We start from the raw sequence: 21,295 nt of genomic DNA on the forward strand, positions 1-21,295 counted from the left end.
CGGCCAGATTCGAAAAGTTCTATATCCCTCCGCGGCTGCGCCGCGCGGCATCACGGGCGTCCAAATCGCCCCCGCGCATCGTCCTGCCCGGGCACTCCCGGGGCGGCGCGCGCCCGTCGGGCGCTACACAGGCCGAACACGGATCTCGTAGCGCAGGTCTTGCCTGCGCGTGTTCGACAACCCGCAGCGAGGATAGAACCAGCCGTGCCCTCACTCGACAGCTTCAAGGCCCGCCAGACGCTCGAAGCCGGCGGCAAGACCTACACCTACTATTCCATTCCCGCGGCCGAGAAGAACGGCCTCGCCTCGGCGGCCGCGCTGCCCTTCTCCATGAAGGTGATCTTGGAGAACCTGCTCCGCTACGAGGACGACCGCTCGGTCAAGAAGGCCGACATCGAGGCCGCCGTCGCCTGGCTCGACCAGAAGGGCAAGGCCGAGGTCGAGATCGCGTTCCGCCCCTCCCGCGTGCTGATGCAGGACTTCACCGGCGTCCCGGCGGTGGTCGACCTCGCGGCCATGCGCGACGCCATGGTGGCGCTCGGCGGCGACCCGCAGAAGATCAACCCGCTGGTGCCGGTGGATCTCGTCATCGACCACTCGGTGATCGTCGACGAGTTCGGCACCCCGAAGGCGCTCGCCGACAACGTCGCCCTCGAATACGAGCGCAACGGCGAGCGCTACACCTTCCTGAAATGGGGCCAGTCGGCCTTTGACAACTTCTCGGTGGTCCCCCCGGGCACCGGCATCTGCCACCAGGTGAACCTGGAATACCTTGCCCAGACCGTCTGGACGAAGTCGGAGAACGGCGCCGACGTCGCCTATCCCGACTCGCTCGTCGGCACCGATTCGCACACCACCATGGTCAACGGGATGGCCGTGCTGGGCTGGGGCGTCGGCGGCATCGAGGCCGAGGCGGCCATGCTCGGCCAGCCGCTCTCGATGCTGATCCCCGAGGTCGTGGGCTTCAAGCTGTCGGGCAAGCTGCCCGAGGGCACCACCGCCACCGACCTCGTGCTCACCGTCACCCAGATGCTGCGCAAGAAGGGCGTGGTCGGCAAGTTCGTGGAGTTCTACGGCCCCGGCCTCGACGACATGGCGGTGGCCGACCGGGCCACGATCTCCAACATGGCCCCCGAGTACGGCGCGACCTGCGGCTTCTTCCCGGTCGATCAGAAGACCATCGACTTCCTGAAAGTCACCGGCCGCTCCGACGACCGGATCGCCCTGGTCGAGGCCTACGCCAAGGCGCAGGGCATGTGGCGCGACGCCCGGACCCCCGACCCGGTCTTCACCGACACGCTGGAGCTCGACATGGGCGAGGTCCGGCCCTCGCTCGCCGGCCCGAAGCGCCCGCAGGACCGCGTGCTGCTCGACGGCGCCAAGCCCGGCTTCGCCGCCTCGATGGAGACCGAGTTCAAGAAGGCCGCCGACCTCGCGCGCCGCTACCCGGTCGAGGGCACGAACTTCGACATCGGGCACGGCGACGTGGTGATCGCCGCGATCACGAGCTGCACCAACACGTCGAACCCCTCGGTGATGATCGGCGCGGGCCTGCTCGCCCGCAACGCCGTCGCCAAGGGCCTGCGCTCCAAGCCGTGGGTGAAGACCTCGCTCGCGCCCGGATCGCAGGTGGTCGGCGAGTACTTGGAGAAGTCCGGCCTGCAGGAGCCACTCGACGCGCTCGGCTTCAACCTCGTGGGCTTCGGTTGCACGACCTGCATCGGCAATTCCGGCCCGCTGCCGGAGGCGATCTCGAAGGCGATCAACGACAACGACGTCGTCGCCGCGGCGGTGCTCTCGGGCAACCGCAACTTCGAGGGCCGCGTGAACCCCGACGTGCGGGCGAACTACCTCGCCTCGCCGCCGCTGGTCGTCGCCTACGCGCTCGCCGGCTCGATGCAGATCGACATCACCACGGAGCCGCTCGGCCAGGGCTCCGACGGCAAGCCGGTCTACCTCAAGGACATCTGGCCGTCCTCGGCCGAGGTGCAGCAGTTCATCGAGGAGAACATCACCTCGGCGCTATTCAAGTCCCGCTACGCCGACGTGTTCGGCGGCGACCAGAACTGGAAGGACGTCGAGGTCACCGAGGCCGAGACCTTCGCGTGGAACCCGGGTTCCACCTACGTGCAGAACCCGCCCTACTTCGTCGGCATGGAGAAGACCCCCAAGCCCGTCGAGGACATCGAGGGTGCGCGCATCCTCGGCCTGTTCCTCGACTCGATCACCACCGACCACATCTCGCCGGCGGGCAACATCCGCGCGGCCTCGCCGGCCGGCGAGTACCTGCAGTCGCACCAGGTGCGCGTGCAAGACTTCAACCAGTACGGCACGCGGCGCGGCAACCACGAGGTGATGATGCGGGGCACCTTCGCCAACATCCGCATCAAGAACCAGATGGTGAAGGACGCCTCCGGCGGCGTGGTCGAGGGCGGGTGGACGCATTTCCAGCCGTCCGGCGAGAAGATGTTCATCTACGACGCGGCGATGAAGTACGCCGAACAGGGCACGCCGCTCGTGATCTTCGCCGGCAAGGAGTACGGCACCGGCTCGTCGCGCGACTGGGCGGCGAAGGGCACGAAGCTGCTCGGCGTCCGCGCCGTGGTGGCCGAGAGCTTCGAGCGCATCCACCGCTCGAACCTCGTCGGGATGGGCGTGGTGCCGTTGGTCTTCCAGGGCGACACGAGCTGGCAGTCGCTGGGCCTGAACGGTGACGAGACCGTCACCATCAAGGGCCTCGCCGGCGAGCTGAAGCCCCGCCAGACGCTCACCGCGGAGATCAAGTCCGCCGACGGCTCGGTGAAGCAGGTCCCGCTGACCTGCCGCATCGATACGCTCGACGAGCTCGAGTACTTCCGCAACGGCGGCATCCTGCCCTACGTGCTGCGCTCGCTCGCGGCGTGAGCCTCCGGAGGGCAGCGTCCCCGCTGCCCGCGCGGTAATCAGGCGGCGCCCACCGGGTGCCGCCTGACTCGTTTTCGGTCGGTGCCGTTGTCCGACGCGCCACCCCGTCATCGCGAGCGCAGCGAAGTGATCCAGGGCAGCGCGACGGAGGAAGTCCTTGCGCCGGCTGGATTGCTTCGCTCCGCTCGCAAAGACGGTGGTGACCGACAACCTCGCTTCTGTCGCCGAGCAGGTCGTTTCGCTTGCGCGCAACCTTGTTTCGCGCGCGGGCCGCCCCATAACCCGGCTCCTGAAGCCAGGATGGGACCCCGATGAAGCACCTCAGCAAGACACTCGTCGCCGCCGGCCTGACGGCCCTGCTGTCGAGTGCGGCCTTCGCCGCGCAGGTCGAGCGCGTCCGCGGGACCGTCGACAAGGCCGACGGCGGCACGGTCGTGATCAAGACCGACGACGGCAAGACCGAGACCGTCGACGTGAGCGGCGCCAAGTTCGCCTGGGTTGTCCCGTCCAGCCTCGACGCGATCAAGGACGGCGTCTTCATCGGCACCGCCACCAAGGGCGAGAACCCGATGACCGCCCTCGAGGTCGTGCTCTTCCCCGAGTCGATGCGCGGCACGGGCGAGGGCCATTACGGCTGGGATTCGATCACCGACCACACCGCGGGCGCCGGCGCCAAGGTGAAGAGCGCGATGACCAACGGCACGGTGAAGGCCGAGTCGTCGAACGCCCCGAAGGTGAAGAGCGCGATGACGAACGGAACCGTGAAGGCCGACAAGGCGGCCTCGGGCGGCGAGCGCACGCTGACGGTGAGCTACGGCAAGGACGGCTCCAAGGAGATCGTGGTGCCGGCCTCGGCGCCGATCGTGGCCTTCGAGCCCGCCGACAAGGCGATCCTGACGCCCGGCTCCAAGGTCTTCGCCGTGGTCGCCAAGGACGGCGCCAAGGCCGACGGCAAGCTCATCGCGGTCGGCAAGGACGGCCTGACGCCGCCCATGTGAGGGCGGCAGCCGCTGCGGGCGCCGGACAGACCGGCGCCCGCAGCGGCGGTCCATACGGCCTCCGGACGGCGCGTTGACGAGGAATCCGCATACAGTCGGCGCCGGACTGGATTAAAATCGACGTCTCAGCGTGTCGCGCGCTGGCACCCTGCACACAAATCGCGCATCGTCCGCCGCCGCGAGGCCCGCCAACGAGGCCGCGGCGGAGGAGTCCATCATGGGTGCTGGAGTGGCAGGCGCGATCGCGCCTGAGGGAACGCCGAGTCTGTTGTCGCGCGAGCGGATCGTCGCCAAGCCGGGCTTCAACCGGTGGCTGGTGCCGCCGGCGGCGCTGGCGATCCATCTCTGCATCGGGATGGCCTACGGCCTGTCGGTGTTCTGGCTGCCGCTGACCCGGGCGCTCTCCGTGGGCAAGCCGGCGCCCGCCGCCTGCCCCGACATGGGCGTGATGACGGCCCTGTTCACCACCACCTGCGACTGGCGGGTCAGCGACCTCGTCACGGTCTTCTCCATCGGCATCGTCGTGCTCGGTCTCTCGGCCGCCCTGTTCGGCGGCTGGCTGGAGCGGGCCGGACCGCGCAAGGCCGGCATCGCGGCGGCCCTCTGCTGGGGCGGCGGCTTCCTGATCGGCGCCTTCGGCGTCTACATCCACCAGCTCTGGCTGGTCTGGCTCGGCATGGGCCTGATCGGCGGCATCGGCCTCGGGCTCGGCTACATCTCGCCGGTCTCGACCCTGATCAAGTGGTTCCCGGACCGGCGCGGCATGGCGACCGGCATGGCGATCATGGGCTTCGGCGGCGGCGCGATGATCGGCTCGCCCCTGGCCGACAGCCTGATCAAGAGCTTCCGGACCGCCGATTCGGCCGGCGTCTGGCAGACCCTCGCGGTGATGGGCGTGGGGTACATCCTGTTCATGCTGGGCGGCGCGTTCGGCTACCGGGTGCCCCCGGCCGGCTGGCGCCCGGACGGCTGGACCAGCCCGGCCGCCAAGAACGCAATGATCGCCTCGGGGCACGTCCACCTGCGCGACGCCCACAAGACCGTCCAGTTCTGGATGATCTGGCTCGTCCTGTTCCTCAACGTGTCGGCCGGCATCGGCGTGCTCGCGCTGGCCTCGCCGATGCTCCAGGAGATCTTCGGCGGCGAGCTGATCGGCCTGCCCGGCACCGGCTTCTCGGCCCTCGACGCCGGCCAGAAGGCGCAGGTCGCGGCCATCGCGGCCGGCTTCGTCGGCCTGCTCTCACTCTTCAACATCCTGGGCCGCTTCTTCTGGGCCTCGATGTCGGACCGCATCGGGCGGAAGGTCACCTACGCGATCTTCTTCGCCCTGGGCGGCCTCCTGTACGCGGCCGCGCCCTGGGCCGCCGGCATCGGCTCGCAGGCGCTGTTCGTCGCGATCTTCTGCGTGATCCTGTCCATGTACGGCGGCGGCTTCGCGACCGTGCCGGCCTATCTCGCCGACGTGTTCGGCACGCAGTTCGTGGGCGCCATCCACGGGCGCCTGCTCACCGCCTGGTCGATGGCCGGCATCGTCGGGCCCTTCGTCATCACCAAGATCCGCGAGGCGCAGGTCGCCGCGGGCGTGCAGGGGGCCGATCTCTACGGCCGGACCATGTACGTGCTGGCGAGCTTCCTGGCGGTCGGCTTCCTCTGCAACCTGCTCGTCCGGCCCCTGGCGCAACGCTGGTTCATGTCCGATTCCGAGCGGGCCTCCCTGGACGTCCGCGCCGGCGCCACGGCCTCGGGGCCGTCCGGCTCCTTCGGGATCGGCCGTGGCGGCTTCAGCGCGGGGGCCGCGCTGGCCTGGGCGGTGGTCGGCATCCCGATCGTCTGGGGCATCGGCATCACCCTGTCGAAGGCGTTCATCCTGTTCCGCTGAGCGGGCACGCTCGGTTGTGGCGGGCCCGGCGGGCCGCTAGGTTTCCGGCGCCTCGCCGTGCCGGGATGCCTTCGTCGTGATCGACAAGCTGGACTTCCTGCTCGCGCTCGCCCGCGAGCAGCATTTCGGGCACGCCGCCGAAGCCTGCGGCGTGACTCAGCAGACTCTCTCGGCCGGCGTGAAGCAGCTGGAGAACCGGTTCGGCGTGCAGCTCGTGCTGCGCGGCTCCCGCTTCCAGGGCTTCACCCCCGAGGGCGAGCGGGTCCTCGAATGGGCGCGGCGCATCGTGGCCGACGCGCGGGCCATGCACGAGGAGGTCACGGGCCTGCGCCGGGGCCTGACCGGCCATCTCCGCATCGCCGCGATCCCGACGGCGCTGCCGATGATCGTGAACCTCACGACGCCCTACCGCGAGCGGCACCCGGACGTGCGGCTGACGGTCGAATCGGCCACCTCCGCCGACATCTTCTCGCTGATCGAGAACCTGGAGGCGGATGCGGGCCTGACCTACCTCGACAACGAGCCCCTCGGGCGGGTGATCTCCGTCCCGCTCTACCGGGAGCGCTACCGCCTCGTGACGGCGATCGGCGGGCCCTTCGAGGGTCGCACCAGCGTCACCTGGGCCGAGACCAGCCGCCTGCCCCTCTGCCTGCTCACGCCGAACATGCAGAACCGGCGGATCATCGACCAGCAGATCCGCGAGGCGGGTGCGGATCCCGCCGCGACCCTCGAGTCGAACTCGATGATCGTGCTTCTGACCCACGTGCGCACCCTGCGCTGGGCCTCGATCATGCCGGAGATCCTGGTCGACGCCCTGGGCCCCATGGAGGGCGTGCGCACGATCCCGATCACCGCACCCGACCTGGAGCACACGATCGGCCTCGTCGCCCCGCGGCGCGAGCCGTCCACGCCGATGGTGACGGCGCTCGTGGCTATCGCGCGGTCCCTGGCACGGACGCTCGATCCGGATCTGGCCGCGCCGGGCCCTTCCTGAGCGGTCGGCTCCGGGCGCGGGCCGGAACGCGGCGTTCCGCGAGCAAGCCGCGGGTCGCCCGGAGCGCGTACACCGGCAGCGTCAGGACGCGCCAGAGCGCGAGGATCGCCGCGGTGATGAGAATCGCCAGCAGGATCCGCTGCATCGAACCCGCCCTCCAACCGCCGAGCTGGCCGAGAACGCGGGCCGGTGATCGGCCGGCGGGTCGGGCAGCGTCCGGGACGAGCGACGGTTAACGAGTCGTGCTGGCGCCGGGCTGTCGGCCGGCCAGGTCGCGGTTCGGGAGATCCCGGCGACGCCGGGCACGGGAACGCGCCGGGCAAGGAAAAAGCCGCCCCGTCTCCGGAGCGGCTTCCCGTGGGCGGTCAGGCCGCGAAGCGGCCCGCGGCCTTACTTGATCTTGGTTTCCTTGAAGTCGACGTGCTTGCGCGCGACCGGGTCGTACTTGCGCATCGTCAGCTTCTCGGTCTGCGTGCGGGAGTTCTTCTTGGTGACGTAGAAATAGCCCGTGTCGGCGGTGGAGACGAGCTTGATCTTGACGGTGACGGCCTTGGCCATGGCGCGGCGCTCCTGCAGGGTGCGGCATTCCGCGTGAGCGAAACGCAAATGGCCGGGAGGGCCCGGCCGAATACGGGCGGGTGAATGCCCGATCGGGCCCGGCAGGTCAAGAGCGGACGCGCCGGCGCTCCGTCGCGGCGAGCCAGCCGGCGAAGGCCAGGAACAGGGCGAGCAGCGCCAGCGCGAACCCGTTCGGCGGCACGAGGTCGAGCCCGCCGCCGATCACCGGCGGCCCCAGCATCAACCCGACATTGTAGAGCACCACGAAGGCCGCGTTGGCGCCCGCGAGATCGTTCGGCGGCGTGCGGTCGCCCAGCATCGCGAGGCCGACCGTGTAGAGGGTCCCGGCGATGCCGCCCCAGACGAGGAGCAGCGCGCCGAACGCCGCCGGATGGCCGGCCGCGAGGGGGATCAGGGCCGAGCCCGCCGCCCCCGCGAGGCCCGCGCCGAGGAGCACCGCGCCCCGGTCGAGGCGGTCGGCGAGCCAGCCGAACGGGATCTGGAACAGCACGTTGCCCAGCGCGATCAGGCTGACGAGGCCGGCCGCCCCTTGCGCGTCGTAGCCGAGGCGCAGGCCGTAGAGCGGCAGGATGGCGAAGATGCCGGTCTCCACCGCCCCGTAGGCCAGGGCCGCCGCCAGGGCGCCGGGGGCGAGCCGGACGTAGTCGAGGATGCCGCGGCCGGAGCCCGTCTCGATCGTCGGCGACAGCCCGCGGGCCAGGGCGATGGGCAGGCCGCCGGCCAGCATGAGGGCGGCCCCCGTCGCGTAGGGCGCCAGCCCCTCGGTCCCGACCAGGGCCAGCAGCAGCGGTCCGACCGCGAAGCCCGCCGCCAGCACGGTGGCGTAGATGCCCATCACCAGGCCACGCCGCTCCGGCGGGGCGGCGGCGTTGATCCAGTACTCGGAGAGGACGAACAGCGCCCCGAGCGTTGCCGAGAAGACGAAGCGCAGGGGGAACCACAGGGCGATGCCCGGCAGCATCGGGAACAGCGCGAGGCTGATCGCCCCGACGAGGAGCGCCAGGCCGAGCAGCGGGGCGACGCCGACCCGCGCGGCGAGGCGCGGCACGAACGGCACCGTGCAGATGCTGGCGATGCCCGCCACCGCGGTGTTGAGCCCGATCAGCGTGCTCGACGCGCCGCGCCGCTCCATCTCGATCGAGAGGAGCGGGATCGACAGGCTGAGCCCGATGCCGACGACGGTGACGCAGGTCACGGCCGCCGAGATCGCCGCCACGTCCTCCGAACTGATCCCCCGCCGCCCGTCCTGCAATCCGTCCGGACCGCTCACAAGGCCACCCGTTCGCGCCGCCCGTAGCGCTCGTAATGGAAGGGGATCATCCGGTAGGGCGCGAAATCGACGGCGATCTGCGCCTCCAGCTCGTCGAGGATCGCGCGGGTGATGAAGGGGAGGTCGAGCTTGCGGGCCGCGTCGAGCCGGACCCAGGCGAGTTCGGTGAACTCGCCATCGGCCTGAACCCGCCCCGGCTCCTCGGCCGCCACCATGCGGCGGTCGACCGTGAAGAAGCGCGTGTCGAAGCGGCGCACGCGCTTCGGCGGGGTGATCGCGCGGGCGACGAGGTGCAGCGCCTCGAGGTCGGGCAGGACGCCGTGCCGGGCGAACCCCTCCCAGCCCGCCGGGACGTCCTCGGGCGCACCGTGCTCGGTCGTGCCGAGGAGCAGACCGGTCTCCTCGTAGGTCTCGCGGATCGCGGCGAGCGCCAGCGCCCGGCCGAGATGGTGCGGGGGCCGGGACACCTGCCGGGTCAGCGCCGCCTCGGCGTAGTCCGGGAGCGCCCCGGCCACCGGCATGTGGCGGTCGCCGAGCTCGATCCGGCCGCCCGGGAAGACGAACTTGCCCGGCATGAAGGCGAGGTTGGGGTTGCGCCGGCCCATCAGGACCTTCGGGCCACCCCTCCCGCGCCGGTCGATCACGATCATGGTCGCGGCGTCGCGCGGCCGCAGGCGCGCCGCGGCGGGCTTCCGCTCAGGAGCTGTGACGATCGGGGGCTCCCGCTGCGGCTCCGGCAAGGCGCGTCTCCTCAAGCCCCGGGGCGGGGCGGCTCCGCGGTAGCGTGGCGAAGCCGTGCATGCCAAGGGCGTATTGCAGCCCGACGACGGCGCCCTTCACGGGCTGGAGCAGGGCCAGCGCGAAGACGAGGGTGAAGACCGGCCACACGCCCATCTCGACCCAGAGCGGCACGTCGTAGGCGCTCTCGGTCTCCAGGATGAGGTAGCCGACGATATGGGCGACGATGAAGATCACCACGTAGGGCGGCAGGTCGTCGGCCCGGTGGTGGTGCAGCTCCAGGCCGCAGACGTCGCATTCCGGCCGCACCTTGAGGAAGCGGCCGAAGATCCGGCCCTGGCCGCAATGCGGGCAGCGGCCGACGAAGCCGCGGGCCATCGCGGGGATCAGGCGGGTGCGCTCGGGAATCGCGTCGGCGGCCATGCCCTGGCTCTACACCGCCCGGGTCAGCGGCGCGAGCCGCGGTGGCGCGACCCGGTGTTGCGGATGCCGGGGGGACGGCCGGGCGGCGCGGCCTTGAAGGGCCGCCCGCCGGACTTCTTCCCCGGCCCGGCGGACCGGGCGCCGGAGCGGGTCCGGCCCTCGCTGAGCAGCTCGAAGCGCAGCGCCCCGGCCACCGGCGCGGCCTCCACGAGCCGCACCTCGACCCGATCGCCGAGGCGGAACGTCTCCCCGGTGCGCTCGCCGACCAGGGCGTGGCGGCCCTCCTCGTGGCGGAAATAGTCGGCGCCGAGCTGCGAGACCGGCACGAAGCCGTCCGCGCCGGTCTCGTCGAGCTTGATGAACAGGCCGGCCCGGGTGACGCCGGCGATCTGGCCCGCGAAGGTCGCGCCGACCTGGTCGGCGAGGTGGTGGGCGATGAGGCGGTCGATCGTCTCGCGCTCGGCCGCCATGGCGCGGCGCTCGGCCGCCGAGATCTGCTCGCCGATCTGCGCCAGCTCGCCGAGGGAGATGTCGCTCGCGAGCCCGTCCGAGCCGAGCCGGCAGGCGGTGATCAGCGCGCGGTGCACGATCAGGTCGGCGTAGCGCCGGATCGGCGAGGTGAAGTGCGCGTAGCGGCGCAGGTTCAGGCCGAAATGCCCGAGATTCTCGGGCGCGTAGACCGCCTGGGCCTGGCTGCGCAGGATCACCTCGTTGAGGAAGACCCCGTGCTCGGTCTCGGCCGCGGTGGCGAGGATCCGGTTGAACAGGGCGGGGCGCAGCGCCCCCTCCTTCGGCAGCTTGATGCCCACCGAGGCCAGGACCTCGCCGAGCGCCCGCATCTTCTCCAGGGCGGGCTCGTCGTGGACGCGGTAGATCAGCGGCTGGCGCGCCTGCTCCAGGGTCTCGGCGGCGGCGACGTTCGCCTGGATCATGAACTCCTCGATCAGCCGGTGGGCGTCGAGGCGTTCCGGCACGATCACCCGGTCGACCGCGCCCTCGGGGCTCAGGAGGACCTTGCGCTCGGGCAGGTCGAGGGCCAGGGGCCCGCGGCGGTCGCGGGCCGCGCGCAGGGCCGCGTAGGCTGCCCAGAGGGGGCGGAGCGCCGTCTCCAGCAGCGGCCCGGTCGCGTCGTCCGGCTGCCCGTCGATGGCGGCCTGCGCCTGCGCGTAGGCGAGCTTGGCGCGGGAGCGCATCATCACCCGATGGAAGCCGTGGCGGCGCTTCTCGCCGTCGGCGGCGATGACCATGCGCACCGCCAGCGCCGGCCGGTCCTCGCCCTCGCGGAGCGAGCAGAGGTCGTTCGAGATCCGCTCGGGCAGCATCGGCACGACCCGGTCGGGGAAGTAGACCGAGTTGCCCCGCTCCAGCGCCTCCCGGTCGAGGCTGGAGCCCGGCCGGACATAGGCGGCCACGTCCGCGATGGCGACGGTGAGGATGAAGCCGCCGGGGTTGGCCGGGTCGGGATCGGCCTCGGCCATGACGGCGTCGTCGTGGTCCTTGGCGTCCGGCGGGTCGATGGTCACGAGCGGCCGGTCGCGCCAGTCCTCGCGGCCCTTCAGGGTGGCGGGCTTGGCGGAATCGGCCTCCGCCAGCGTCGCGTCGGCGAAGACGTGCGGGATGTTGTGGAGGTGCAGGGCGATCAGGCTCACCGCCTTCTCGGAACCGAGCGAGCCGAGCCGCTCCCGCACACGCCCCTTCGGCAGGCCGAACCGGGTCTCGCGCTCCAGCGAGACGCTGACGAGGTCGCCGTCGCGGGCCTGCCCCTCCTCGCCGGGCGGGATCAGGATCTCGCGGCCCTGCGCGCGCTTCTCGACGGGCACGATCCGGCCGCCCTGCGCGCCGGCCCGGTAGACACCGATGATCTCGGCCTTGTTCTTCCCGATGACCTTGACGACCCGGCCGGTGTAGCCGCCCTCCGCGTCGCGCTCGACCCGGATCAGGGCGCGGTCGCCGATGCCCGGGGCCGGACGGTTGCCCTTCCGGGGGCCGCGGGGCTGCGTCAGCACGATGGCGGGCGGCTTGCCGGTGCCGGTCCACTCCACCGGGACCGCGAGGAAATCGCCGTGGCGGTCGCGGGAGCGGATGTCGGCCAGCACGACCGGCGGCAGATGGCCCGCCGGGGCGAGGCCGCCGCGGCCGCGGTCGAGGGCGCCGTCCTCCTCGATCTCCTTGAGGATGCGCTTCAGGTCGATCTTGGCGGCCCCCTTGATGCCGAAGGCCTTGGCGATCTCCCGCTTGCCGACGCGCTCCTTCGACTCGGCCACGAAGGCGAGGATCTGCTCACGGGTGGGGAAGGGCTGCGGAGCGGCGGGCTCGGCCGCCGGGGCGGTGGTGCGTCGTGCCAAAAGGGGGGTGCCGGAGAGTTCTGCGATAGACGGGACCCGCGTGCGGGCGCGGGACCGAGGCGTCGGTCCTGTGAGGCTAACATGGGTGTCCGGGCCGCGCGCGGCAACGCCGTGCCGGCACTCCTCAACAGGCGCGATCAGCCGGTCGAGGCACTCTTGCGGATGCGCGCCACGGCCTGATCCACGTCGAGGCCGGGTGCGAGGAGCTCGTCCAGGGTGAAGGGGCAGGCGCGCGGTAGGGTCAGGTTCACCCGTCCCTCCAGCGGCGCGAGCTCCGGGCTCTCCGCCGCCTGGACGGCGAGTGTCCAGGCGCCGTCCATCCGCAGGCTCTCGGGCTCGGGCGGATCGCCCGCGAGGGCGGCGAGCTTGGCGCGGCCGGCCGCGCGGCAGGCGTCGCTCAGGTCGTCGTCCGAGAGGAGGGCGGCCTTGATCAGCTCGGCCAGGGCATCCCTGACCCGTTCGAGGCTCGCGTTCATGGGCATCCGTTCCGGAGATTGCGGGAGGTCGCAGGAGGTCGCGGGTGCGTGGCAAGCCGGATGCCAGCGCGCCCCGTCCCGTCGCCGATGGTCTCCCGCGATCCGCCGGGTGTAGAAGGCGCGGATGATCCCGGTCCTGACCCGCCATACCGAGGCCGTGCCGCTCTACGCCGCGGCCTGCGCCGAGCTGCGCCTGCGCGGCTTCGAGGGCGACCTGACGCTCTCGGACGCCGACCGCACGGTCTTCTCCACCGACAACTCGATCTACCAAGTGGCGCCGGGGGCCGTGGCCTTTCCGCGCACCCGCGACGACCTCGTGCGCGTCGCCAAGCTCCTCGCGGATCCGCGCTTCGCCGAGATCGTGATCCGGCCCCGGGGCGGGGCGACCGGCACCAACGGCCAGTCGCTGGGCCACGGCCTCGTGGTCGACACCTCGCGGCACATGAACCGCATCCTGGAGATCGACGTCGCGAACCGCGTCGTCCGGGTCGAGCCGGGGGTGGTGAAGGACCAGCTCAACCGGGAGCTCGCCAAGCACGGCCTGTTCTTCGCGCCGGAGCTCTCCACCTCGAACCGCGCCACGATCGGCGGGATGATCTCGACCGATGCCTGCGGGCAGGGCTCGTGCCTCTACGGCAAGACCCGGGACCACGTCCTCGCGCTGACCTGCGTGCTCACCGACGGCACGGTCTGGACCGCCGAGCCCCTGGACCCGGCCGGGCTCGACGCCGCCAAGGGCCGCGACGACCGCGTCGGCGCCATCCACCGCGCCGTCGACGCCGTCGTCACCGAGAACGCCGCGCTCATCGCCGAGCGCTTCCCCAAGCTCAACCGCTGCCTCACCGGCTACGACCTCGCGCATCTGCGCGACGCGGGCGGCCGGTTCGACCTCAAGAGCGTGATCTGCGGCTCCGAGGGCACGCTGGCGCTGATCGCCGAGGCGCGGCTGAACGTGCTGCCGATCCCCAAGGCCGCCGTGCTGGTCGCGCTCTCGTACATCGACTTCGACGCGGCGCTGCGCGACGCGCAGGCGCTGCTGCCGTTCGGCGCCGCCTCCGTTGAGACGATCGACTCCACGGTCCTGGCGCTGGCCCGCAAGGACCCGATCTGGGCCGAGGTGCGGGCCTTCTTCCCCGACGATCCGGCCGGGCGGCCGGTGGACGGCATCAACCTCGTGGAGTTCGTCGGCGACGACGCCGCGACCGTGGAGGCGGCCCTCGCGCGGCTCACCGGGACGCTGGAGGCTGAGCGCGGCACCGACACGAGGCGCCTCGGCTTCACCATCGCCCGGGGCGACGCGATCGAGCGGCTCTGGACCATGCGGAAGAAGGCGGTGGGCCTGCTCGGCGCCGCCAAGGGCGACGCGCGCCCGATCCCGTTCGTCGAGGACACGGCGGTCCCGCCGGAGCGGCTCGCCGACTACATCGCGGAGTTCCGCGCGCTCCTCGACGGCAAGGGGCTGCGCTATGGCATGTTCGGCCACGTCGATGCCGGCGTGCTGCACGTGCGGCCGGCCATCGACCTCAAGGACCCGGCGCAGAACGGCCTGATCCGCGAGGTCACGGAGGGGGTGGTCGCGCTCACCGCCAAGTACGGCGGCCTGCTCTGGGGCGAGCACGGCAAGGGCTTCCGCTCGGAATTCGTGCCGGCGACGTTCGGGCCGCTGATGCCGGCGCTGGAGGCGGTCAAGCGCGCCTTCGACCCGGACGACCGGATGAACCCGGGCAAGATCGCCTCGGCCAGGGGTGCGGGCCTGACCCGGATCGACGGCGTGCCGCGCCGGGGCGAGCGGGATCGCACCATCCCGGCGCCGGTCCGGGAGGATTTCGACGAAGCGCTCCACTGCAACGGCAACGGCGCCTGCTTCAGCTTCGACGCGGACGAGGCCATGTGCCCGTCCTGGAAGGCGACGCGGGAGCGGCGACACTCGCCCAAGGGTCGCGCCTCGCTGATGCGCGAGTGGCTGCGCCGCGCCGCGGAGGCCGGGACCGACCCGGCCGCCGAGCTGGCGCGGCAGCCCGCCGGGTGGCTCTCCGACGTGGCGGCGACCCTGCGGAGCCGCCTCCGCGGCCGGTCCGAGGCCGACGACTTCTCCCACGCCGTCAAGGAGGCGATGGACGGCTGCCTCGCCTGCAAGTCCTGCACGGGGTCCTGCCCGATCAAGGTCGACGTGCCGACCTTCCGGGCGAAGTTCCTGGCGCTCTATCACACGCGCTACGCGCGCCCGCTGAAGGACCATCTCGTGGCGGCGCTGGAGCCGCTGCTGCCCCTGGCGGCGCGGGCGCCGCGCCTCTTCAACGCGGTCCTGACCAACCCGCTGGCCCGGCTGATCCTGGCCCGGGCCGGGCTGGTGGCGATCCCGGCCCTGTCGCCGGTCGCGCTGACGGCGCGGCTGGCGGAGCGCGGCGTCGCCGTCGCGACCCCGGACGCCCTGGCCCGACTGGACCCGCGGGAGCGCGCGCGGTCCGTGCTGGTGGTGCAGGACGCCTTCACCAGCCACTTCGACGCGGAAGTCGTGACCGACAGCTGCGACCTCCTCGCCGCCCTCGGCTTCCGGCCCTGGCTGGTGCCCTACCGGCCGAACGGCAAGCCGCTGCACGTACACGGCTTCCTGGTGCGGTTCGCCGCCGTCGCCCGCTCGAACGCCGCGCTGCTGCGCGACCTCGCCGGGCACGGCGTGCCCCTGGTCGGGATCGACCCGTCGATGACGCTGACCTACCGGTCCGAGTACGCGCAGGCGCTGGGCGGCGATCTCCCGAAGGTCCAGCTCCTGCAGGAATGGCTCGCCGCCCGGCTCGACCGGATCGCGCCGGGGCAGGGCGGGCGCACGATGCGGCTGCTGCCCCACTGCACCGAGCGCACCAACGCGCCGGGCGCGGTGCGGGACTGGCAGGCTGTGTTCGCCCATCTCGGCCTGCGGCTCGAGGTGCCGGCCGCCGGCTGCTGCGGCATGGCGGGGACCTACGGTCACGAGGCGCGCCACCGCGCCACCTCCGAGGCGATCTACGGCCTGAGCTGGGCCCGCCACGTCGCCGAGGCGCCCGGCTGCACCCTGCTGGCGGACGGCTATTCCTGCCGCTCCCAGGCCAAGCTGGTCGACGGCGTGCGGCTGCGGCACCCGGCCCAGGCGCTGCTGGAGCATGTCCGCGCGGCTGAGGTGGGCGCGGCGCCCTTCCATCCCGAGCGCGCCGCCGCGGTGGCGCCGTGAGCCCCGCCGTGAGCCCCGCCATGACCGTCGCCGTCGTGGGGGCCGGCGCGGTCGGCTGCTACTACGGGTTCCTCCTGGCGCGGGCCGGCCACGCGGTGACGCTGATCGGCCGTCCCGCCCTGGTCGAGGCGGTCGAGAAGGACGGTCTCGTGCTGGAGAGCGCGGCCGGGACGGCCTCCGTGCCCGTCCGGGCGACCGATACGGGGGCGGGCGCGTCGGGCGCCGACCTCGTGCTGGTCTGCGTGAAGTCGGGCGACACCGAGGCGGCGGGCGCGATGATCGCCCCCCACCTCGATCCGGCCGCCACGGTCCTCAGCCTCCAGAACGGCGTCGACAACGCCGAGCGGCTCGCCGCCGTGCTGGGCCGGCCGGTCGTGCCGGTGGCGGTCTACGTCGCCACCGCGATGGCCGGCCCCGGCCACGTCCGGCACAACGGGCGCGGCGACCTGATCCTCGGCGCGTCCGAGACGAGCGGGCACGTCGCCGCCGCGTTCGCGGCGGCCGGCATCCCGACCACCGTCTCGGCGAAGGCCGTCGACGCGCTCTGGGCGAAGCTGATCATCAACTGCGCCTACAACGCCCTGTCGGCCCTGACGCAGTTGCCCTACGGCCGCCTGGTGGAGGGCGAGGGCGTGGCCGCGGTCATCGCGGACGTCGTCCAGGAATGCGCGCGCGTGGCGGAGGCCGAGGGCGTGTCCGTGTCGCCCGGCATCCTCGACGACGTGATGGCGCTCAGCGCCGCCATGGCCGGACAGCGCTCGTCCACCGCCCAGGACCTGGCCCGCGGCCGGCCGAGCGAGATCGACCACCTCAACGGCACCATCGTGCGCCGGGGCGCGGCGCACGGGATCCCGACGCCGGCGAACCGGCTGCTGCACGCGCTGGTCAAGCTCGCCGAGCGGCGGGACTGAGATCGACCCCGCACCGGCACGGAGGCCGGAGGCCCGGCTCGCGACGGGCGGTCAGGCCCGCGCGGCGGCGTTGGCCTTGCGGGTCGCGGCGGCCTTCCGGGCAGAGGCGGAGCGCTCCGCGGCCGTGCGTCCGGCCGAGGCCTTGCCGCCGGACGCGCCGCCCTTGTGGGCGGCCGGGTGGCCGGTGGCCTTGCCGCGGCCCGAACCGCCCGGCTTCTTGCCGCCGCCGTCGTCCTTGTTGACGGTGGCCCAGGCCCGGGCCTCCGCCTCCTTCTCCGGCACGCCGCGGGACTCGTACGAGTCGGCGATGTGCTCGGCCTTGCGCTTCTGCTTGTCGGTGTATTTCGACTTGTCGCCCTGGGACATGGGCCGTCTCCCGAAGCTCAGCCCACCCCGGTCGGACCGTCGAGGATCGCGCGCACGCGGCGGACCAGCTCCGTGCGCCGGTAGGGCTTGTTCAGGAGATCAAACTCCGAGCCGCCGATATCGGTTCGCTCCAGGCTCGCCTCCGCGTAGCCCGTGGCGAGCAGCACCTTGAGCTTGGGCTGGCGGCGCCGGGCCTCGCGGGCCAGGAGCACACCGTTCATGCCTCCCGGCATGATCAGGTCGGTGAAGAGCAGATCGACCTTCCCGCTCGAGTCCAGGATCTCCAGCGCCTCGCGGGCATTGCTCGCGACCAGCGTCGTGTAGCCGAAGTCCCGCAGGATCGTGCGGGCGAGCTCGGCCACGTCCTCGCGGTCGTCGACGATCAGGATCGTCTCGGTGCCCTGGCGGTCCACGGCCCGCAGCGAGACCTTCGCGGGGGCGTTGACGTCGCCGTCGGTCGCGGGGAACGACAGGCGCACCGTCGTGCCGGACCCCACCGCCGATTCGATCTGCGCGGCGCCGCCCGACTGCTTGGCGAAGCCGTAGACCATCGACAGGCCGAGACCCGTCCCCTTGCCCTCCTCCTTGGTGGTGAAGAACGGGTCCATCACCCGGGCGAGCACGGCGGGCGGGATGCCGGTGCCGCTGTCCCTGATGGCGATGCTGACGTAGCGGCCGTCGCGCAGCGGCCCGATCTCCCGGCCGCGCGCGGCGATCTCGCTGTTCTCGGTGGAGATCCGGACGGTGCCGCCCTCCGGCATCGCGTCGCGGGCGTTGATCAGCACGTTCAGGATCGCGACCTCGGCCTGGGTCGGGTCGACGCGGCAGTTCCAGAGATCGGGCGCGAGGTCGAGTTCGACCTTCACGGCCTCGCCCACCGAGCGGGCGACCATCTCGCCCATCCCCTCGATCAGGGTGTTGAGATTGACCGCGCGGCCGTCCAGCCGCTGCTTGCGGGCGAAGGCCAGCAATTGCTGTGTCAGCGTCGTGGCGCGCTCGGCCGCCTGCCGGATGTTCTCGGTGGCCCGGCCGAGCCGCGCGCGGTCGGCGTCGGGCTTCTCCAGGCCGGCCGCCAGGATGTCGACGTAGCCGACGATCACCTGCAGCAGGTTGTTGAAATCGTGCGCGATGCCGCCGGTGAGCTGGCCGAGCGCCTCCATCTTCTGGGCCTGGCCCAGCGCCTCCTCGGCATCGCGGCGGCGCGAGACGTCGAGCTGCGAGCCGAAGTAGTACACGAGCTCGCCGTCGGCATTGTAGACCGGCGAGACGAACAGGGCGTTCCAGAAAGTCGAGCCGTTCTTGCGGTAGTTCAGGATCTCGGTGGCGAACTCGCGCTTCTCGGCGATCGCCGCGCGGACCTGCGCGACGCTCTCGCGGTCGGTGTCGGGCCCCTGGAGGAAGCGGCAGTTGCGCCCGATCAGCTCTTCCGGCGTGTAGCCGGTCATCGCCAGGAACGCCCGGTTGGCGAAGATGATCGGGTTGTCGGGCTGGCGCGGATCGGTGACGATCATCGGCATCCGCGTCGTCTCGACGGCCGCGAAGAAGATGTCGCTCTTGCGATCGGTGATGTCGCTCGGGGCGCCGTCCCGGATCGGGGGACTCGGCCCGGAGGGCGGTGTTTCTGGCGTCTCAGACATGCGAGGCGGTCGTCACCTTCCTGGCCGGGAGAGACCTCTGCGCCCGGTCGATCACGAGAGGCGTGCGCGAGACTAGCGGCCGGACGGCCGAAGTCGACCTTGTATCCCCAGCGGCGGTGTCGCGCGAAGGGCTCATGCCGCGGCCGGCCGCGTGGCCTCGGAGGGCGCGCCCACGGGGGCCGGGACGAGCCGGGGCGGCGCGGCCTCGCGGCAGGCGCCCAGCACCGCCGACAGCGCCTCGTTCAGCGACGTCACCAGGAAGTCCGCCGAGGTCGCCCGGCGCAGCCGCTCCAGGGTCGCGGGATCGCGCTCGCGCCAGAAGCCGACCAGGATGCGGACACCCGGCACCGCGGCCCGGGCCTGCCGGACGGTGAACCGGATCTGCGACAGGCTCACCGGCTCCAGGTAGGAGAAGCAGATCAGCGCCAGCGCGTCCGGGTTCTCGGGCCGCTCCCCGGCGCGGATCGCCGCCATCGACAGGATCTGCGAGGCCAGCCCGTGGCGCGCGAGGATCTGGCTCAGCATCAGCGTCGCCGCCTCGTCGAACGGGCCGCGGCTCGACACGCACAGGACCGGCGTCTCGCCGCGCCAGTTGGGCGCGAGATCCTCGCGCTCGAGGACGATGCCGGCCACCTGCCGGTCGGGCCCGACGGCGGCGAGCGCCGCCGCGGTCTCGGTGTCGGGGCCGCGGCCGGATCCCCGCCGGGCGCGGCGCCCGACCGGCGCTGTGCCGAGGCGGTCCACCACCGTCCCGATCGCGGCACCGACCTCCGCCTGTCGTTCCCGATCCAGGGTGCCGCGAGACAGATCCTCCTGCGCCAGCAGGAGGCCCGCGAGCGCGACCTCGTCGTAGTAGGTGACGAGGGCACGCTCCTTCAGGAACTGCCAGCCCTGATCGATCGCCTCGACCGGGTCGCCGGCCAGCATGCGCTGGTAGAAGATCTCGGGCGGCGACAGGGCGGGCTGATCGCCGAGCAGCACGTCGAGGTACCAGAGCCGCTCCACGTGCCGGCCGAGCACCACGAGGCAGACGGTGAGGGGCGTGGCCAGCACGAGGCCGATCGGGCCCCACAGGAACGTCCAGATCGTCGCGGCCAGGATGACGGCGACCGGCGAGAGGCCGGTGGAGTGCCCGTAGAGCAGCGGCTCGATGACGTGGCCGCAGATCGGCTCGACCACGAGGAACAGGGCCGCGGTGGCGATCACCATGCTCCAGCCGGGATCGACGGCGGCCGCGAGGATCAGCGGCAGCAGGGCGCTGATCGCCGCGCCGATATAGGGCACGAACCGCAGGATCGCGGCGAGGACGCCGAACAGGGTCGGGCTCGGCACGCCGATCAGCCAGAGGCCGATGCCGATCACCAGCCCGAAGGCGATGTTGAGGGCGAGCTGGGCCAGGAAGAACCGGCTCAGCCGGCTCGTGGCGTCGTCGATCGCCGCCGTCGTGCGCCGCAGATCGCCCGAGCCGCCGGCGAGCCGGATCGCCCGGTTCCGCAGGTCCTCGCGCTGGAGCAGGATGAAGATCGTGAAGATCAGGATCAGGCCGGTCGTCGCCAGCGGGTGCAGGATCGGGCCCGCGAAGGTCTGGAGCGTGTCGACGACGCTGGCGCGGGCGGGGGTGAGCTCGACCGTGAGCGGGTGCGTGCGCGATCCCGGCTCGCCGCGGACCTCCGCGGCCGGCGGCGGCTGCAGGGTGGCGCTGAGATCCTGCACCATGTCGACGATCCGCGAGAGCGTGCCGGTCCCGGCCGTCGCCCCGCGCAGATCCTTGATCTTCGTGCGCATCACCTGGGTGTAGCGCGGCAGGTCGGAGGCGAGCTGGGACGCCTCGCTGGCGATCAGGCTGCCGATGCCGAACAGGGCGCCGAAGACGATCACCACGACGAGCAGGACCGCCGGCGCGCGGGGCACGCGCAGCCGCCGCAGCATCCGCACCGCCGGCACGAGGACGAAGCTCAGGAGGATCGCCAGCGTCACCGGCACGAGGATCTCGCGCCCGAGGTAGAGGGCCGCCATCGTGGCGACCACGAGGAGGAGCGACGCCAGCGCCACGAAGATCGGCAGGCCCTGCCGCAGGCGCTGGGCAGTGACGGGATCCTCGCTCACGGACACGCTCCACTCACATCAGGTCTCGGGGCCGCAGATCTCGGGGCCGCAGGTCGCGCGTCCGCTGCCGGGTCAGCTCGCCTGCGCGGTCTCGCCCAGGGCGGCGCTGATCTGGCTGAGCAGCTTCGAGAAATCGACGGGCTTCGGGTGATAGTCGTCGCAGCCGGCCTGGATGGCCTTGTCGCGGTCGCCCGACATGGCGTGGGCCGTGAGCGCGATGATCGGGATCGCCCGGGTGTCGGTGCCGGATTTCAGCGTCCGGGCGACCGACCAGCCGTCGAGGACCGGCAGGTTCATGTCGAGGAGGATCACGTCGGGCTGGCCCGAGCGCGCCTGCCGGACGCCGGCCTCGCCGTCATGCGCGAGCATCACCTCGTAGCCGCGCCGCTTGAGGCGGCGCGAGAGGAAATCCCAGATCTCTTCGTGGTCCTCGACCAGCAGTATCTTCGCCATCAGAACTC

General features: G+C 72.1%; 16 protein-coding genes. 6 read left to right on the plus strand and 10 right to left on the minus strand.

Features of this window, described 5'->3' with window-relative positions:
* The first annotated feature begins 204 nt into the window (after positions 1 to 204).
* From acnA to ACX9MN_RS29610, 4 genes are all read left to right on the plus strand, one after another.
* Positions 205 to 2,904: an aconitate hydratase AcnA gene (acnA, locus tag ACX9MN_RS29595; protein ID WP_489726169.1), complete on the plus strand. Its 2,700-nt coding sequence runs from the start codon at positions 205 to 207 to the stop codon at positions 2,902 to 2,904.
* Positions 2,905 to 3,215: 311 nt separating this feature from the next.
* Positions 3,216 to 3,902, plus strand: a complete 687-nt coding sequence (locus ACX9MN_RS29600; protein ID WP_091976840.1) for a metal ABC transporter permease — start codon at positions 3,216 to 3,218, stop codon at positions 3,900 to 3,902.
* Positions 3,903 to 4,119: 217 nt separating this feature from the next.
* A complete protein-coding gene (locus ACX9MN_RS29605; protein ID WP_447715537.1) occupies positions 4,120 to 5,781 on the plus strand; it encodes an OFA family MFS transporter in 1,662 nt (553 codons plus the stop codon).
* Positions 5,782 to 5,857: 76 nt separating this feature from the next.
* Positions 5,858 to 6,775, plus strand: a complete 918-nt coding sequence (locus ACX9MN_RS29610; protein ID WP_020092569.1) for a LysR family transcriptional regulator — start codon at positions 5,858 to 5,860, stop codon at positions 6,773 to 6,775.
* Positions 6,776 to 7,165: 390 nt separating this feature from the next.
* Here ACX9MN_RS29610 and rpmG read toward each other — a convergent pair whose 3' ends face one another.
* The 6 genes from rpmG to ACX9MN_RS29640 form a co-directional block, all read right to left on the minus strand.
* Positions 7,166 to 7,333 (minus strand): 50S ribosomal protein L33, encoded by a 168-nt coding sequence (rpmG, locus tag ACX9MN_RS29615; protein WP_020092568.1) that lies wholly within the window; start codon positions 7,331 to 7,333, stop codon positions 7,166 to 7,168.
* Between the two features lie 106 nt (positions 7,334 to 7,439).
* Positions 7,440 to 8,570: an MFS transporter gene (locus ACX9MN_RS29620; RefSeq protein ID WP_170855140.1), complete on the minus strand. Its 1,131-nt coding sequence runs from the start codon at positions 8,568 to 8,570 to the stop codon at positions 7,440 to 7,442.
* Between the two features lie 50 nt (positions 8,571 to 8,620).
* The gene (locus tag ACX9MN_RS29625; RefSeq protein WP_489726170.1) at positions 8,621 to 9,364 is read right to left on the minus strand and encodes an NUDIX hydrolase; all 744 of its coding nucleotides are present in this window, start codon (positions 9,362 to 9,364) and stop codon (positions 8,621 to 8,623) included.
* Positions 9,321 to 9,785: a DUF983 domain-containing protein gene (locus ACX9MN_RS29630; protein WP_020092565.1), complete on the minus strand. Its 465-nt coding sequence runs from the start codon at positions 9,783 to 9,785 to the stop codon at positions 9,321 to 9,323. The genes ACX9MN_RS29625 and ACX9MN_RS29630 overlap by 44 nt, the downstream gene beginning before the upstream one ends.
* 23 nt (positions 9,786 to 9,808) lie before the next feature.
* Complete coding sequence (gene rnr / locus ACX9MN_RS29635; RefSeq protein WP_489726171.1) at positions 9,809 to 12,130, minus strand: ribonuclease R; 2,322 nt, start codon at positions 12,128 to 12,130, stop codon at positions 9,809 to 9,811.
* Between the two features lie 137 nt (positions 12,131 to 12,267).
* Positions 12,268 to 12,606, minus strand: a complete 339-nt coding sequence (locus ACX9MN_RS29640; RefSeq protein WP_489726172.1) for a hypothetical protein — start codon at positions 12,604 to 12,606, stop codon at positions 12,268 to 12,270.
* Between the two features lie 124 nt (positions 12,607 to 12,730).
* Here ACX9MN_RS29640 and ydiJ point away from each other — a divergent pair, with 124 nt between their 5' ends.
* Both ydiJ and ACX9MN_RS29650 read left to right on the plus strand, forming a co-directional pair.
* On the plus strand, positions 12,731 to 15,814 hold the full coding sequence (gene ydiJ / locus ACX9MN_RS29645) for a D-2-hydroxyglutarate dehydrogenase YdiJ (RefSeq protein ID WP_489726173.1): 3,084 nt from the start codon (positions 12,731 to 12,733) through the stop codon (positions 15,812 to 15,814).
* A gap of 20 nt (positions 15,815 to 15,834) precedes the next feature.
* A complete protein-coding gene (locus tag ACX9MN_RS29650) occupies positions 15,835 to 16,725 on the plus strand; it encodes a ketopantoate reductase family protein (protein WP_489726174.1) in 891 nt (296 codons plus the stop codon).
* A gap of 51 nt (positions 16,726 to 16,776) precedes the next feature.
* Here ACX9MN_RS29650 and ACX9MN_RS29655 read toward each other — a convergent pair whose 3' ends face one another.
* The 4 genes from ACX9MN_RS29655 to ACX9MN_RS29670 all read right to left on the minus strand — a co-directional run bounded on the left by ACX9MN_RS29655 (position 16,777) and on the right by ACX9MN_RS29670 (position 21,287).
* The gene (locus ACX9MN_RS29655) at positions 16,777 to 17,091 is read right to left on the minus strand and encodes a plasmid stabilization protein (RefSeq protein ID WP_331293704.1); all 315 of its coding nucleotides are present in this window, start codon (positions 17,089 to 17,091) and stop codon (positions 16,777 to 16,779) included.
* Positions 17,092 to 17,108: 17 nt separating this feature from the next.
* Positions 17,109 to 18,728, minus strand: coding sequence for a hybrid sensor histidine kinase/response regulator (locus ACX9MN_RS29660; protein ID WP_020092559.1), 1,620 nt, complete (start codon positions 18,726 to 18,728; stop codon positions 17,109 to 17,111).
* A 132-nt stretch (positions 18,729 to 18,860) separates the two neighbouring features.
* On the minus strand, positions 18,861 to 20,834 hold the full coding sequence (locus tag ACX9MN_RS29665; protein ID WP_489726175.1) for an AI-2E family transporter: 1,974 nt from the start codon (positions 20,832 to 20,834) through the stop codon (positions 18,861 to 18,863).
* A gap of 72 nt (positions 20,835 to 20,906) precedes the next feature.
* Positions 20,907 to 21,287: a response regulator gene (locus tag ACX9MN_RS29670; RefSeq protein ID WP_020092557.1), complete on the minus strand. Its 381-nt coding sequence runs from the start codon at positions 21,285 to 21,287 to the stop codon at positions 20,907 to 20,909.
* Positions 21,288 to 21,295: the final 8 nt, after the last annotated feature.

The organism is Methylobacterium sp. 1A (assembly GCF_058072805.1).

What these genes read in the sequence shown, in the direction of transcription:
- ACX9MN_RS29600 (WP_091976840.1), top strand. Translation starts at nt 3,216, where the DNA reads ATGAAGCACCTCAGCAAGACACTCGTCGCCGCCGGCCTGACGGCCCTG.
- ACX9MN_RS29605 (WP_447715537.1), top strand. Translation starts at nt 4,120, where the DNA reads ATGGGTGCTGGAGTGGCAGGCGCGATCGCGCCTGAGGGAACGCCGAGT.
- rpmG (WP_020092568.1), bottom strand. Translation starts at nt 7,333, where the DNA reads ATGGCCAAGGCCGTCACCGTCAAGATCAAGCTCGTCTCCACCGCCGAC.
- ACX9MN_RS29630 (WP_020092565.1), bottom strand. Translation starts at nt 9,785, where the DNA reads ATGGCCGCCGACGCGATTCCCGAGCGCACCCGCCTGATCCCCGCGATG.
- ACX9MN_RS29640 (WP_489726172.1), bottom strand. Translation starts at nt 12,606, where the DNA reads ATGAACGCGAGCCTCGAACGGGTCAGGGATGCCCTGGCCGAGCTGATC.
- ydiJ (WP_489726173.1), top strand. Translation starts at nt 12,731, where the DNA reads ATGATCCCGGTCCTGACCCGCCATACCGAGGCCGTGCCGCTCTACGCC.
- ACX9MN_RS29650 (WP_489726174.1), top strand. Translation starts at nt 15,835, where the DNA reads ATGACCGTCGCCGTCGTGGGGGCCGGCGCGGTCGGCTGCTACTACGGG.
- ACX9MN_RS29655 (WP_331293704.1), bottom strand. Translation starts at nt 17,091, where the DNA reads ATGTCCCAGGGCGACAAGTCGAAATACACCGACAAGCAGAAGCGCAAG.
- ACX9MN_RS29660 (WP_020092559.1), bottom strand. Translation starts at nt 18,728, where the DNA reads ATGTCTGAGACGCCAGAAACACCGCCCTCCGGGCCGAGTCCCCCGATC.
- ACX9MN_RS29670 (WP_020092557.1), bottom strand. Translation starts at nt 21,287, where the DNA reads ATGGCGAAGATACTGCTGGTCGAGGACCACGAAGAGATCTGGGATTTC.